This is a genomic window from Sphaerisporangium dianthi, from assembly GCF_042654065.1.
In the GTDB taxonomy this organism is placed as follows: Bacteria; Actinomycetota; Actinomycetes; order Streptosporangiales; family Streptosporangiaceae; genus Sphaerisporangium; species Sphaerisporangium dianthi.
In genome coordinates this window covers 13,781-28,396 of sequence record NZ_JBHSFP010000002.1, presented here as the reverse complement: position 1 = coordinate 28,396, position 14,616 = coordinate 13,781, and the positions used below count along the sequence as shown (strand labels likewise).

13 protein-coding genes and 1 tRNA gene are annotated in these 14,616 nt (G+C 65.8%); 4 read left to right on the top strand and 10 right to left on the bottom strand.

Annotated features, from left to right (window positions below; genetic code table 11):
- Nucleotides 1-24 precede the first annotated feature (24 nt).
- A complete protein-coding gene (locus tag ACFO60_RS03125) occupies nucleotides 25-321 on the bottom strand; it encodes a WhiB family transcriptional regulator (protein WP_114029663.1) in 297 nt (98 codons plus the stop codon).
- 271 nt (nucleotides 322-592) lie between these two features.
- Between ACFO60_RS03125 and ACFO60_RS03120 the strand changes: the two genes are divergently transcribed.
- The gene (locus tag ACFO60_RS03120) at nucleotides 593-2,872 is read left to right on the top strand and encodes a transglycosylase domain-containing protein (protein ID WP_380836535.1); all 2,280 of its coding nucleotides are present in this window, start codon (nucleotides 593-595) and stop codon (nucleotides 2,870-2,872) included.
- A gap of 282 nt (nucleotides 2,873-3,154) precedes the next feature.
- On the opposite strand, the gene ACFO60_RS03115 is transcribed toward ACFO60_RS03120, so the two are convergent.
- Nucleotides 3,155-3,610, bottom strand: coding sequence for a GatB/YqeY domain-containing protein (locus ACFO60_RS03115; RefSeq protein WP_380836533.1), 456 nt, complete (start codon nucleotides 3,608-3,610; stop codon nucleotides 3,155-3,157).
- Nucleotides 3,611-3,721: 111 nt separating this feature from the next.
- Between ACFO60_RS03115 and ACFO60_RS03110 the strand changes: the two genes are divergently transcribed.
- A complete protein-coding gene (locus ACFO60_RS03110) occupies nucleotides 3,722-4,624 on the top strand; it encodes a metallophosphoesterase (RefSeq protein WP_380836530.1) in 903 nt (300 codons plus the stop codon).
- 89 nt (nucleotides 4,625-4,713) lie between these two features.
- Nucleotides 4,714-4,787 (top strand) — tRNA-Pro (locus tag ACFO60_RS03105).
- Between the two features lie 103 nt (nucleotides 4,788-4,890).
- On the opposite strand, the gene ACFO60_RS03100 is transcribed toward ACFO60_RS03105, so the two are convergent.
- The 6 genes from ACFO60_RS03100 to ACFO60_RS03075 form a co-directional block, all read right to left on the bottom strand.
- Nucleotides 4,891-5,598: a tyrosine-type recombinase/integrase gene (locus ACFO60_RS03100; protein WP_380836528.1), complete on the bottom strand. Its 708-nt coding sequence runs from the start codon at nucleotides 5,596-5,598 to the stop codon at nucleotides 4,891-4,893.
- Between the two features lie 20 nt (nucleotides 5,599-5,618).
- Nucleotides 5,619-6,044: an Arm DNA-binding domain-containing protein gene (locus ACFO60_RS03095; protein WP_380836526.1), complete on the bottom strand. Its 426-nt coding sequence runs from the start codon at nucleotides 6,042-6,044 to the stop codon at nucleotides 5,619-5,621.
- Nucleotides 6,041-6,247, bottom strand: coding sequence for a helix-turn-helix domain-containing protein (locus ACFO60_RS03090; RefSeq protein WP_380836524.1), 207 nt, complete (start codon nucleotides 6,245-6,247; stop codon nucleotides 6,041-6,043). Before ACFO60_RS03090 ends, ACFO60_RS03095 begins: the two co-directional genes overlap by 4 nt.
- Entirely contained in the window at nucleotides 6,244-6,861 is a 618-nt protein-coding gene (locus ACFO60_RS03085) for a replication initiator (RefSeq protein ID WP_380836521.1), read from the bottom strand. The genes ACFO60_RS03090 and ACFO60_RS03085 overlap by 4 nt, the downstream gene beginning before the upstream one ends.
- Before the next feature lie 163 nt (nucleotides 6,862-7,024).
- Nucleotides 7,025-7,321: a replication initiator gene (locus tag ACFO60_RS03080; RefSeq protein WP_380836518.1), complete on the bottom strand. Its 297-nt coding sequence runs from the start codon at nucleotides 7,319-7,321 to the stop codon at nucleotides 7,025-7,027.
- Nucleotides 7,322-9,426: 2,105 nt separating this feature from the next.
- A complete protein-coding gene (locus tag ACFO60_RS03075; RefSeq protein ID WP_380836515.1) occupies nucleotides 9,427-9,789 on the bottom strand; it encodes a hypothetical protein in 363 nt (120 codons plus the stop codon).
- Nucleotides 9,790-9,928: 139 nt separating this feature from the next.
- Here ACFO60_RS03075 and ACFO60_RS03070 point away from each other — a divergent pair, with 139 nt between their 5' ends.
- Complete coding sequence (locus ACFO60_RS03070) at nucleotides 9,929-11,173, top strand: XRE family transcriptional regulator (RefSeq protein ID WP_380836512.1); 1,245 nt, start codon at nucleotides 9,929-9,931, stop codon at nucleotides 11,171-11,173.
- A 619-nt stretch (nucleotides 11,174-11,792) separates the two neighbouring features.
- Here ACFO60_RS03070 and ACFO60_RS03065 read toward each other — a convergent pair.
- Both ACFO60_RS03065 and ACFO60_RS03060 read right to left on the bottom strand, forming a co-directional pair.
- Entirely contained in the window at nucleotides 11,793-12,140 is a 348-nt protein-coding gene (locus ACFO60_RS03065; RefSeq protein ID WP_380836509.1) for a DUF6221 family protein, read from the bottom strand.
- 833 nt (nucleotides 12,141-12,973) lie between these two features.
- Entirely contained in the window at nucleotides 12,974-14,482 is a 1,509-nt protein-coding gene (locus ACFO60_RS03060) for a non-reducing end alpha-L-arabinofuranosidase family hydrolase (RefSeq protein ID WP_380836506.1), read from the bottom strand.
- Nucleotides 14,483-14,616: the final 134 nt, after the last annotated feature.

Genomic DNA, 14,616 nt, shown 5'->3' with positions numbered 1-14,616 from the left:
GGCGACCGCCTCGGCCCCCCGGACTCAGCCGGCGATCAACTCGTTGGTCCGCTCGTACTCTTCCTTGGCGACCTCCAGGAGATCACGCCAAGAGGTGACATCCGGCCGACGCCTGAGCAGCGCACGCCGCTCTCGCTCGGTCATCCCGCCCCACACCCCGAACTCGATGCGATTGTCCAGTGCATCCGCGAGGCATTCGGTACGGACCGGGCATCCTCGGCAGATGAGCTTCGCCCTGTTCTGGGCGGCACCCTGCACGAACAACGCGTCAGGATCCGCACCTCGACAGGCGGCACGGGAGGTCCAATCCGTGATCCACATTTCGACCCCACTCCCCTATAGGTGGTCAGTCGTCACTTGGCGGCCGACGGGCGCGGGCGTCGAGCCTCCTCTTATTCAGTTGCCGCAGAGGAGAACGTACGCAACCAGACGTTCGCACCGACAGACCCCGGGCGGGTCAATTTCCCGCATGGTCATGTCAGGCCATGTGGCCGGGAATGACTAGTCATCCCCTCCGCGGGTAGTCCGCGAGTCAATGCGAAATGGACTTTGGGTACCTATTGAGTCAGCGGTTCGACATACCCTTGGTCTCGTGCGAGCTCAAGGCAAGGGTCTGGGATCCGTAGTAGCGAACCTGGTGCGGCTCATCGCGGCCGCCGTCGCCGCGGGCGTGCTTGCCGCGGCCATCGCGCTGCCCACCGTCGGCGGGGCCGGCGTCGGCATCAAGAGCGCCTCTGACGTGCTCAACCTCAACCCGGAGGACCTCAAAGAGCCCGATCTTCCAGAGAAGACCGAGATCCGGGACGCCAAGGGCAAACTGATCGCGCAGTTCTACTACCAGAACCGCGAATCGGTGCCGCTGGACAAGGTCGCCCCGGTCATGCAGCAGGCGATCATCTCCATCGAGGACTTCCGCTTCTACGAGCACGGCGCCCTCGACCTGGAGGGCTTCGCCCGCGCGATGATGAAGAACTTCCAGTCGGGCGCCGTCTCGCAGGGCGGCTCCTCGATCACCCAGCAGTACGTGAAGCAGGTCCTGCTGAACAAGGCGGAGACCAAGGAAGAACAACTGGCGGCCATCGCGCCGACGGTCTCGCGCAAGCTCAACGAGCTGCGGTACGCCATGGGCATCGAGAACAAGTACTCCAAGGACGACATCCTCGAGCGCTATCTCAACATCGCCTATTTCGGCGCCAGCGCGTACGGCATCCAGGCCGCGAGCCGGCGCTTCTTCGACAAGCCGGCGTCCAAGCTGAACCTCGAAGAGGCTGCCACGCTGGCCGGAGCCGTGCAGAACCCCAACGCCACCGACCCCAACCTCGGCAAGCGGCACAAGGCGGCCCTGCTGGCCCGCCGCAACACCGTGCTCGACCGCATGGCCGAGCTGAAGAAGATCACGACCGAGCAGGCGGCGGAGGCCAAGGCCAAGAAGCTCGTCTTCAAGGACATCGACATCCCCGGCGGCTGCGAAGAGAGCGACTACCCCTACTTCTGCATGTACGTGCAGAACGAGATCCGCAACGACACGCAGTTCGGCAAGACCCAGAAGGCCCGCGAGGAGTTCCTCAACCGGGGCGGCCTGACCATCAGGACCACGCTCGACACCAAGATGCAGAAGGCCGCCGACAAGGCCATCAAGAAGTGGGTCCACGCCTCGGACAAGCCCGTGGCCGCCGAGGCGCTGGTCGAGCCGGGCACCGGCGAGATCAAGGCCATGGCCGCGAGCCGCAAGTACGGGCGGAGCAAGAAGAAGAACCAGTCCACCTACAACCTGGTCGCCGACGCCGCGCACGGCGGCGGCACCGGTTTCCAGGCCGGATCGACGTTCAAGGTCTTCACCCTCGCGACGGCGCTCAAGGAGGGCATGAAGTTCGGCGACGGCCTCAACTCCGGCAGCAGCTTCCAGGCCGGCGGCTACAGCGACTTCAAGAACTGCAAGGGCGAGAACGTCGGCGACCCCACCCACGTCGCGCACAACTCCGAGGGCGGCAGCGGCGCCTTCAGGACCCTCCAGACCGGCACCTGGGGGTCGGTCAACACCTTCTTCCTCGCTCTCGAGCGCAAGGTCGGGCTCTGCGACGTCGTCAAGACCGCCAAGGACCTCGGCATCAAGCGCTCCGACGGCCGCAAGCTGCAGGAGGTCGAGACCTTCACCCTCGGCGTCAACGAGATGGACCCGGTCACCGTTGCCAGCGCCTACGCGACGTTCGGCGCCCGCGGCAAGTACTGCAAGCCGATGGCGATCACCTCGATCACCAACCGCAACGGCGAGACGACCGAGTTCAAGCCCTCCTGCAAGCAGGCCATCGACGAGAAGGTCGCCGACGCGGTGTCCGCCATCCTCGAAGGCGTGTTCACCAAGGGCACGATGAGGGGCGTCGGCGGCATCGGCCGGGACGCCGCGGGCAAGACCGGCACCACCGACGGGTCGATGACCGCCTGGTTCGCCGGCTACACCCCCGACCTCGCCGGCGCCGTCAGCCTCGGCGACCCGCGCGGGTCCTACACCCACCCGCTGCGCGGCGTCACCATCGGCGGCCGCTACTACGGCGAGGTGTTCGGCGCCACGATCTCAGGTCAGATCTGGAAGGCGACGATGCTCGACGCCCTTTCCGGCATCGACCCCTCGTCGTTCACCGCGCCGGACATGAGCCGCTTCGGCGGCTGCAGCGGCGGCTGCGCGCCCAAGCCTCCCAAGGACCCGATCGAGAACGACGGCACCGGCTTCCCGGTTCCGGACGATCACGGCGGCCCGGACGGAGACCTCGGAGGTCCGGACAACAACCGGGGCAACGGCAACCGCGGCAACCGCGGCGGAAACGACCGCGGAGCCGACACCACCAAGGTGGCTCCCGTCATCCCCGGCCGCTGACCCCCGTCCACCACCAAGCTGACCCCCGTCCACCGCCAAAGGGACCACGAAGAAGTGCCCTCCCCGACTTCGGGAGAGGGCACTTCACATCTCAGCCTCTGCGCGCGAGACACGACTCGAACGGTGCCGTCGCAGGCGTCCACCGTCGCCTCACCTCACGCCCCCGCGCGAGGACACCCGCGATCTGCGCCTCGGCCGGACCGCGGCGGCCACGAGCACACCCCGTGCCAGAGCCTCCAGGCCCGGCGGCGATGAATCCGGCCCCGGCCAGCCCAGAGATGATCAGGCGGACAGGTGGGCACGGACCGCCTGCGCCACGCGGCCGCCTTCCGCCCGCCCGGCGACCTTCGGGTTCAGGACCTTCATGACCTGGCCCATCGCCCTCGGGCCTTCGGCGCCGCTCTCGGCGATGGCCTCCCGGACGAGCCGGTCGAGCTCCTCGTCGCTCAGCTGCGCGGGAAGGTACTCGTCCAGCACGGCCTGCTCGTCCTGCTCGGCCTGCGCCTGCTCGGCCCGCCCCGCGCCGGCGAACGCCTCCGCCGCCTCCCGGCGCTTCTTGGCCTCCTTGGTCAGCACCTTCACCACTTCGTCGTCGGTGAGCTCGCGCGCCGACCTGCCCGCGACCTCCTCGGTGCTGACGGCGGCGAGGGCCATGCGCAGCGTCCGGGTGCGCACCTCGTCACGGGCCTTCATCGACGTCGTGAGGTCGGCCTTCAGCTTGTCCTTCAAAGCGCTCATGGCCACCATCTTGCCGTGTCCCCGCACCCCGATCACCGCCATTTCCCCCGGCGAGGCCACACCGGGGCCATCGGCCGAGCGGCGGGCTCCGCGCTCGGGCATGATGAAGGGGTGAGGAAAGCTGCCGCGATACCCCTGTCCTTGCTCGGTGCCGGCGTCGCCGGGCTCGGCTACGCCTCGGTGATCGAGCGCAACTGGTTTCGGCTCCGTCGTTTCGACGTGCCCGTGCTCGCCCCCGGCCAGCGGCCGATACGCATCCTCCAGATCTCCGATCTGCACCTCACCCCCGGGCGCACCCGCCTGATCAACTGGGTGCGGTCACTGGACGCGCTCAACCCCGACCTCGTGGTGAACACCGGCGACACCCTCGCCCACCCCGACGCGGTCCCCGCCTACCTGCGCGCCGTCGAGCCCCTGCTGTCCCGTCCCGGGCTGTTCGTCTACGGATCCAACGACTTGTACGCCCCAAGGCCCAAGAACCCCGCACGCTACCTCTGGAGCTCCTCCAAGGGCCCCACGCAGACCATCCCCAACCTTCCGTGGACCGAGCTGGGCGCCGGCATGACCGCCGCGGGCTGGCTCGACATGAACAACACCACGGCGCGGGTCAAGGTCGGCGAGCTCGACATCCACGTGGGCGGCATCCACGACTCCCACATCAACCGCGACCGGTACGACGAGATCGCCGGCCCCGCTCCGGCGGACGCCGATCTGCGCCTGGGCGTCATGCACTCCCCAGAGCCCGCCAACATGTCGCGCTTCGCCGCCGACGGCTACCAGCTCCTGCTGGCGGGCCACACCCACGGCGGCCAGCTCTGCATCCCCTTCTACGGCGCTCTGGTGACCAACTGCGGCATCGACCGCGCGCGCGTGAAGGGCCTCCACCGCCACGACTCCGCCTGGCTGCACGTCTCCGCCGGCCTCGGCACCTCTCCCTACTCTCCGGTCCGCTTCTCCTGCCCCCCTGAGGCCACCCTGCTGACCCTCGTTCCCCGCCGCCCCAGCGCCGCCTGATTCACGATCCACTGTCCCCTCGGCTGGATGACGCGAGCACCACCAAAGTCCGCTAGACTCGTGCGAGCACAAGCAAAGCGCCTGTGCACCGGGGTGTAGCGCAGCTTGGCAGCGCGCTTCGTTCGGGACGAAGAGGCCGTGGGTTCAAATCCCGCCACCCCGACCCAGTAAGACCAGCCCAGAGGCCGGTTCCGATCTTCGGACCCGGCCTTCTGCGTTGCTGGGTGACTAACTGAGTGACTACCCGCGACAAGCTCACAGGGGCGCTACTGCTCCCCGAAGATCTGATCCATAGCGACGGCGCCCGCCTGAAGCACCGGCCGGATCTGCTTCCGGTACACCGCCTCCGTAACCGCCGTGCTGCTATGCCCCACAAGCCGAGAGATCTCCTCCAACGGGATGCCGTTGTCCGAGAGCAATGAGACGAAGCTGTGGCGAAGTTCTCGTGGGGTCCACTGCGACGGATCGATGCCCTGCGCGTCCCTGATGGCGTTGCGGAAGTCGCGCCGGACGTGTGACGGATCGAGCGGAGTGCCGACCTTGGACGCGAACACGAGGCCGTTCTCCTGCCACTTCGCCCCTGCGGCCTGCCTCTCCCGTTCCTGTTGCTCTCGCTGCCGCTGTAGCGCGTCCAGGCACCGCCTGGACAGGGCGAGGGTGCGCCGGGATTTGCGCGTCTTGGTGTCGCCGCCCGCACGCACCGACCTCCACACGGCCAGATGAGGCGGGACGGAGGGGTTCGCGTCCGGATCACCTTGCAAGTCCTCGTGATCCCAGGTTAAGGCCCGTAGTTCTTCAGTCCGGGCACCGGTGAGCAGGGACAGGACGATGTAGGCGTACATCCGTGAGCCCTCCGCCGCCTTGAGCACGGATTCGGCCTGGACGAGGGTGAGCGCCTTCGAGGGACGGCCGGCCTTGCCCTGCGGCACCGAGCACAGTGCCACCACGTTCCGCTTCACCTTGTCGCGTGCCATGGCCCGCTTGATCGCCCGGGTCAGGCACGAGTGAAGTCCTTGCAGAGTGCGAGTGCTGAGCGTCTTCGCCTTGTCGGCGAGCCATTTGTCCACGTCTTCCGCGCTGAGGTCTCGGAGCTTCCGGGCACCGAGGGGATGACGTGGGTGCTGCAGAGGATGGTGCACGCGGCAAGGGTGCCGCTGTGGCGTCCGTTGAGCCCGTAGGCCAGCCAGTCATTGACCGCGCGTTCAACCGTGTAGTCCGCCGGCGCGATGGCCAGGCCGTCTTCGTAATCGCGGATGATCTCTTTCAACTTGGCCTTGGCTTCCGTCTTGGTCTTGCCGCTGGCCTTCTTGACGATGCGCTTTCCGGCGGGGGTGTAGCCCACGGTTACCGAGGCGATCCAGCGTTGACGTGCTTCGTCCCAGTGGAGGCCGCCGTCTCCTTTGCTGCGTCGTATGGTCATGCTGCGCTCGCTTCCTGTTCCAGTAGCGCGATGTAGTCGGTGATGGCCGAGGCGGGGATGAGCCGGGTACGGCCTTGGGTGACCGAGCGCAGGCGCCCGGCTCTGATCTGCTCGTAGATGACGGTGCGGCTCAGGCTGAGCAGGTTCATGGCGTCAGTGACGCGGTACAGCCGCAGACTGTCGGATGGCGGAGTTGGGCTCATTCGGCCGCCCGCTGGGAGGAGATGGCGCGAGCGGACTGCACCTGTTGCCGGATGCGCTCAGCCAAGATCGCCTCGCCGGGGGAATGGCCGCTGCCGACGAACCGCCAGTGGCCGAGCACGAAGGTGGAGCCGTCCCCGAGTGTGGGCAGTCCGTTGCGGACGCGTGCTTCGGCTGCACGGTGGTCGGCGCGCGTCTGGCGTAGTGTGCCCATGGTGGTGGAGTAGCGGCGCGACTTGGTCGCGAAGTGGCCGCGAAAGCCCAGCATGTGCGCCCAGGGCCGTAGTTTCAGGTGCGCGTACTCGCCACGTGAGCCCAACTCCCAACAGGTGCGGATCATGCACCGTGCATGTTCGGTCACCGGCAGCAGGTCCAGCAGCAAGCCCGGCTTGAGCCCAGTGCCCTGGCAACGTGTGCAGGAAGAGGACGGGCCGAGTCGTCCCCTGCCCCGGCAGGCCGAGCAGGAGACACGGTGATCGATGGTGCCGGAAGCTTCGGCGCCCTTGGTGGCGTACTTGGCGATGTAGCCCGCTACCGCCTGTTCGCTGACCCCATTGAGGGAGGCGCTGAGAAGGATCGGCCGGAGGTCGAGCTGATCGCCCCAGACCACCGCCACCGGCCCAGCTCACTTCTGGCTGAGGTGGCCTCCACACGCCGGATGGCAGCAGGGATGGCTCGGACCAGCATGCCGTGATCAGTCCAGTCAGGGGGAAGGTCGGTGCCACCCTCGGGGCCGTCCAGACGACCACTGCGTGAAAGTGGACCAGGCCCCGCCGCTGCTACTCGGCGACTTTCGCAAAGGAGACCCGGACGATCTTGCCGAACGCGCGGCGGCTCATGCCCGCTTGCTTGGCCAGTTCCCGGCGGACTTCGAGAGTGAAGCGGTGCCGCAGCACGCCCGCGTGCGCCTGCCACAGCACCGCGCCCACGTAGTCGTAGCAGTCCTGGCAGACCGGTTGACCGAGCACGGGATCGTGCGGTTCGTGGCGGATATGGCAGCCGATCGGCCGCCCATGCTCACAGAGCTTGTCGCGCCGACGTGGACGGCACGGGCGAGCAGAAGTGCGATGGAACACCCGCCGCCGTACCGGCCCAATATCCGACGCCAATCGGAGGGGATGAGGAACTGTGCGGAGTAGACGTCACCAATGATGCGATCTGGGTGAGCCGGTATATATACCGCAGGTTCCTCTCCCATCAACATCCTCGTGGGCACCGCAGGCGGGGCAACCATCACGCCACTCTGGTCTACTGCCAAGACCGATGGAAATGGTGCCTCGGCTCCTCAGCAACTCGTCGTAGACCTCGGCACCCAGCCGAAGCTATACGACGTCAACGACAATCCTTCCACCTGGATGACCGCTCCAGCTGGCGAGGAGATGCAACTGGTCCCGGACGGACAAGACCCTCCCCCAGCGACAACTGAACCTGCGCCGGCCGCACCTATCAGTGCTGCGGCGGCCGAGGCTCTGCGGACATCGGAGACCGCACCCCGCACCACAGACTTCTCTTTCGTCGACCAGGCCGTGCAAGCCAATACCATAACTACGGCTCAGATGTCGGCAGGGCAGGTCTCCGCGGCTGCCAAACGGGTCCCTTGTGGCTGGTTCCTCAGGCAGCGCTTCCCAGGACGCGAAGAGCAGTACATGGGATTTCACAACTGGAAATCTGCTAAGGGAACTCTCACTCAAAGGACGGGCTCGGATCACACGGTGGGGATCGCAGCTAAGGCGTCTAGCGCCTCCGGCAAATGGACAGCGAGTGGAAGCGCCACACTGTCCCTATCAAGCTCATTCGAAGATTCGATCAGTAACTTACAGGACGCCTGGGCGATTGGAACTGTCAACTACGCGCGCTTCGAAAACATCTGCGGCCGAGGCCAGCGGATCAAGCCCACCAGTTTGGGGATCCGATCAAGAAGTTCAAGCGTGCTCTGCATCCGGTCCTGACTGGCGCACGCATTGAGCGGTGCAATGGTTCGAGCGTGACCATGTCACAATCCAAGAATATGACCTTGGCCGTCGGAATCGACGTTTCTGGATCAGCCTATCCGCGCAAAGTGGCTATACTTCCGAATCAAAACTGACGCTGACAATCAAGGCGCAAACCAAGATCTGCGGGTCAAACCCTAACGGCGTCGTCCACTCCGCGAGGATCGAAGACACAAGCCGTGACGACTGAATCCCCGGTATAATACCCACGAAGAACAGCCACAGGAGTTATCGAACATGGGAAACGTCCGCACGGTCTTGGCATGCATCGCGCTGATCGCAGCGTCAGGCTGTGCGGACGTTATCCAGGGAGGACCTGAACTCAAGTGGCTGGGCGATGGAGGGATTATCACCGGCGAGGGTATGCACACAAGCATACCCGGGCGACCCTACTTATACGGTGGTCTCCGTCTATGCTTGGATCGACCTGGATCGATCACGGTAAAGAGTGTGCGCCTAGAGAATCCGCGAGGAGGGATACGCCTCGAAGAATTTGCACTTATCCCGCACGACGGTTCGTCGAACGATGACTCCATCGGAAACGGCGGAGATTCCACAACTCTCCAGCGCAAAAACCTGTCTCAAACTAACCGTCAAGTCACCCAGGTGTGTTCGTCCACAGACTCATCGATGCAGCCACGAACCGAACTAGTGTTACAGCTTTCCTACCGGGGGGGTGACGCCAGTGGTTACAGTTCGGCCTTTCTGGTCGACTATGTCACCAACGAACACGACCGAACCTTGCGAATAGCCATGGCGTACTACTTCTGCGGCCGTAACAAGGATCTACCCGAGTCATGCCCCGCCTCATAGAAGTCTCATCCCCGGGAGACTGCCTCGGTGTGGTGATCGGCTCCTCTTGCGGTTACGACAACGACGGTGGTACTCGGCCTTCATGGCGCTGCGCTGCGCGCGGACGACAGCGATCACCGGAGCGAGCGCGGCGCACATGTGCCATGCCTGGATGGCGCTCCATTCCCCGTCGGAGATCGGCGGAAGGCCCAAGGAGACGGCGGCCCTATCGAGATCGTCCCGCGATAGTTGCCACGTCTGGATCAATCCCGCCGCCTGGCACCGCCGGCGTTCGCTCTCCAGAATCTCCGCCACTGCCGCGAGAACGCGCTTGATCGTTTCGGGATTAGCGTGGCGCCGGCTGTCCGGTAAGTCGGCGGGATCGTAGTGGGGATAGATCATGATGTTCCGCTGGGGTCAAGGCGGACCATCCCCGCGATGATCGCGGCTCCTTCGTCGGGAGCATTCACAGAGCACAGCACTTGGGCAGCCTGCCCAGGGGGACGCAGCGAGAAGGCTGTTTCCTTCTGGTCGTCATCGACCACGACGATGGCGACGGTTGTGCCGTCCTCGGACCATACGGCCAGTTCGGGAGAGTCGTAGTTCACCGAAGATCTCGTGCCATGAGGTGTTGTGTGGACCTTGAGCGTGATGCGCTTGCTCACCAGGTTGGGCACGCCACGCTCCCGGAGGTGGCGTGCCAGCTCGCCGAGCTGTGCGCTGTGCTTGTCGATGCGGGCGGCGCCTCGGCTGACGGCCATGGTTGCCGGTTCCTCTCCGTGCACGGTTGGTAACTGATGCGTGTCACCTTCAGCTAACCCCTCGCGATCAGCGGGCGCAGGATGAGAATTGGGGATAGCAGCAGGCACGGTCGTATCCGCGAATATCCGGGGGTAGCCGATGAGCACCGCAGCGAGTACGCCTGAGTGGGCCGCGATCCTGCGTGCCGAGCGCAAAGCTCGCGTCGGGAGCGTCGCGGACATGGCTCGAAGACTGCGGGGCATCGCCCACGAGCAGGGGGTGCAACTTCCGACGCTCGCCGACCTTACGCGGACCATCCGAGGGTGGGAGCGTGGTGATCACTATCCCAGCGAGCGTTACCGTCTGTTGTGCGCCCGAGCGCTGGAGATGACGGAAGCCGACCTGTTCCCGCCCGAGCACGCCACCGTTGTTCCGGTCCCCGCGTTCCCGCTGACGTCCATAGCTCCCGACCCGGACCTGTTCCGGCGGATCACCAAGGCGGTTGAGCAGCCGACCCGCGTGGACGCCGTAACCCTCGATTGGCTCGCGACCTGCCTTGCCGAACACCGCAAGGTCGAGGACAGCATTGGTAGCCGGCCACTGATCGGCGTGGTGCGCCAGCAACTCGGCGTTGTGGCCGACTTCGCTAACAGCGCGAGAGGCCCCCTGGCGGAACGCATTGTCGATCTCGCCGCCCAGTACGCCCAGTTCATCGCATGGATGTCCCTGGACATCGACGACCAACCCGCCGCCCTGGCCTGGTACGACCGCGCACACGACTGGGCACTGGAGATCGGCGACGCCAACATGGCCACCACGACCTTGAGCATGAAGGCTCACCAGGCATGGAGCGCGGGCAACGCCCGTCGATGCGTCGGCCTGGCCGAGGCCGCCCGCTCCCACAGCGGCCAAGTCACGCCAGGTGTACGAGGGATGGCAGCGCAGATGGCAGCGCGAGGACACGCACTCGCCGGCACCGCCGACCAAGCACACGCCCTGTTGGACGAGGCCGAGAACCTGATCAGCGGAGCGGCCGAGCACAGTGAAGACGAGCCCGCATGGATGTACTTCTACGACGAGACGTGGTTCACGCTCCAGCGCGGGATGGCCGAGCTGCACCTGAGCAACTGGGCGCAGGCGGTTGAACTCCTCGCCTCCGGACTCGTCCGGCTGCCGGAGTCCTATCGGCGGGACCGCGCGTGGTACGCCTCATGCCTGGCACGCGCACACGCGAAGGCCGGAGACGCCGAGGCGAGCTTGAGCACGGCACTGCCCGTCGTGACCGACGCCGTTCAACTCAACCGCCATGCGGTCAAGGAACTCGCCGAGACCGCCGGCGAACTCGGCAGCCGAGGCGCGCCGCACGCCGTGACCTTGCGCGATGCCCTTGCGGCAGCCCGATAGCCGAGTGACGAACTGAGTGACAACCACCCCGTACAAGCCCGGACGGCCGCGAACATCGAGACACGGTAAACGCAGGTCAGGCGGGTTTTCACCGCATCTAGGAATCTCTCCGGGATTGCTTCGGGACGAAGAGGCCGTGGGGTTCAAATCCGGCCACCCCGACCCAGGTAAGGGGCCACTTGCGATCACCGCAAGTGGCTCTTCTGCTGTCCTTAAAGCAGCGAGTACAGCAACGCCGCCCTACGACCCGTCGAGGATCTGCCCATGCGCCGCCGCCGCTTCGGGGGACGTATCGCATGGGTGGCAGTAGAGAGCTTTAACAGCTGAAGTTACGTAAGTGTCTCTGCTTCGAGGGCTGACCGGTGGCTGGTCTGGGTCTATGCCCGGTGCATGAGGTGTGCGGATAACGGTGGGCTTACCGCCGCGGAGCGGCAGCGGCGGGAGCAGGTGCGATTACAGGCGGCCGACCGGTTTGAGCAGGTCCAGGACCTTACGACGGAACTCGGGGGGATAGCTCCTCGGCATGCTGACCTCTTCTGGGAGTCCAGGCATGCAACTCAACCAAAGTGACTCCACGAAAGCCGGGGAACATGAATCACTCCACGAAACCCGGCGCGGTTCACTTCCACTTCTGCCGGTAGTCGGGGTGGTCGGTGTACGGCTGGGCCATCTCCCAAAGAGTCCGCTTGGCGAAGTGCACTAAGCGGGGGATGCCGGACAGCATCTCTTTCTGGCAGCGCACAAGAGTGTGCTGCCGGGCTTGAACGTCGCGCAGCACACGGGCTGGGTGGTGGCGCGCGACGTGTGCGGCGGTCGACGGGTGGAATCCTCCGATCTCGTACTGGTCGAAGTCCACGCCGTCGCTGGTTGGCGTCCAGGTGCTGCACTCGTCGTCCCCGCCTGCGGTGCGTGCTATGTGTTCGTCTTCGTCGAGGCGGGCGTGCAGGAACGCGATCAGGTCGTCCACGGGTCCTCCTCGAGGGTTGTGGTCAGGGTACGGTTCGGTGGCTGGGTGGGGTAGGTGGTTGCGGGTGTTGGTGTGGCGGGGGGCAGACTGGCTGGGCACGCCCTTCGAGGGGTCGCAACCCGGTCTTGACGGCGCCGGGCTCGGTGAAGTCCGGGTTCTCATCGTCCCTGCGAGGGGAGAGACAGAGGGCGGTCCCTTCTCCTACCAAGAGAAGGGACTTCCCCGACTTCTGTCTGCGTGGGCGCTCACGGCCCTGGCAGTCTTCGGAGGACCGGGGCCGCTTTCGTCGCGTACACCTTGTAATCGGTCACGCCATACGCCGTCGACCAACTCGCCCGCACGGTCAAGAACCGGCTCGAACGGATGCAGTACCGACCCGGACTGATCCATTTCATCGCCAAGACCGGCTTGGACTTCCAGCCACCCTAACCTCAGGCTTCAAAGCTCTCTATCCGCGACGACAGGACTACATAACGTCAGCCTTTGAGACTCTCTAGACGTGAGCATGAGGAATCCGCTGGCGCCGGCCCAAGAACCCGGAAAGAAGACCACCCGCGTTCATCGCGGGTGGTCTTCTGATCTCCGTGTGGCGGCGAAGTACGGTGACGGCCGCTTATGAGCCCCGCCCGCGTCGTGATCGCCTAGGCGAACTCCCTCGCTCGGACAGCGGGATGTTCGGGGCTCTCCGCGTGACCCGGCGGGCTCGGCCTAAGACCGAGCCCGCCTTTCAGTTCCGTCCGGTCCTGATCGCTCGCCGTGATGGCGGACACCCGATTCGGCGTACGCCTTCGCCCCGAACGTCAGGACACCCGGGCCGGACCCGCGTCACGCCGTCAGCGCTGCAGTGTCAGCACGCCCGGCCGGTAGGGCAGCAGGCCGTAGTCGACGCCGTCGGAGCTGGGGGAACGACCCTGGTAGAGCAGCTGCAGGTTGCACGGGTCGACGGTCTTGGTCTGGTCTGCGTTGCTGCGGACCAGGTCACCGTGGCTGATGTCGTTGGTCCAGGTGGCGCCGCTGTTGGCCTTGCCGGCGAAGGGGCTGTTCTCGTTGGTGGCCTGCGGAGTCCACGAGCCGCCCAGGCTGGTGGAGGTGTAGGAGCGGAAGTAGCGGCCCCGCGAGCCGATCGACTCCACGAGCATGAGGTACAGGTTCTGGCCCTGGATCTTGTAGACCTCGACCCCTTCGAACAGGTTGTTGGTCGTGTCGCTCATGATCTGCGTGTAGTTCGAGCCGAAGCTGCTCGGGAAGTTGCCGATGGGCATGCTCTGCCGGTAGATCTTGCCGTTGTCGCCGGCGAAGAACAGGTACATGTTCTGGCCGTCACCGATGAGCGTCTGGTCGATGGGCCCGGTTCCCGAGCCGGAGATGCTCGCGGTGGACAGGGTCTGCTGCGCCGACCAGCCGTTGGCGTTGGTGGGGTCGCTGGAGGTGCGGTAGGAGAACGCGGTGCCGCCCCACTGGTAGGCCAGCACCCAGATGTTCTTGGGCGCGAAGTAGAACAGCGTCGGCGCGACCGTGCCCGAGTTCATCTTGGTCTGGGGAGCCGAGGCCATGTCCGACCAGTTGGTGAACAGGCCGAAGTTCATCGAACCCCAGCTTGATCCGTTGTCGTGCGTCGTGGCGTAGACCAGGTGCTTGCCGTTGTAGACGACGTTGGTGAAGTCCTTGAGCGAGACCCAGCCCGACTTCGGGGTCGCCAGCGCGCCGGTCGAGGTCCAGCGGTACGACGACGGAAGCGGGCACGTGCCGGTCGGCGTCGGCGTGGGGGTCGGTGTGGGGGTCGGCGTCGGCGTGGGGGTCGGCGTCGGAGTCGGGGTGACCGTCGGGGTGATGGTCGGCGTGGGGGTGGGAGTCGGCGTGGGGGTGCCAGGAGTGCCGGTGCACTCCACGCCGTTCAGGGAGAACGACGCGGGCGCCGGGTTGCTGCCGTTCCACGAGCCGTTGAACCCGAAGTTGACGCTGCCGCCAGAGGGGATGGAGGCGTTGTAGGCGACGTTGGTCGCGGTGAACGACGAGCCGGAATGGGTCTCGGTGGCGTTCCAGATCTGGGTGATCTGCTGGCCGCCGTCGAAGGACCAGGTCAGCCGCCAGCCGTTGACCGCGTCACCGAGGTTGTTGATGGTGACGCTGGCGCCGAAGCCACCCGGCCACGACGAACTGACGCTGTAGTCGACCCGGCAGGCGACGGCCGCCTGCGCGGGCTGCGTGGCCAAAAGCCCGGCACCCGCCAGCAGGATCGGGATCGCGGCGATCGTGAAGCCGCGGCGCACGGCCGATCGGGACGGCGCCGTCGGTGTGACGGCGGAGCGGCGCGGTGTCCGCGTTCGCCAGGGTAGGCGCATGTGTCTGCTCCTCATCTTTCGTCCAGCTGTCAGGGACTGGTGCAAGTGGTGGTGGTGGCGATGTGGCGGCGTTGCCGTTCTTGGTGAAGCCGAAGGTCGTGGAGAACGCCGGGCGGACGCGGTCGCAGGAGGCG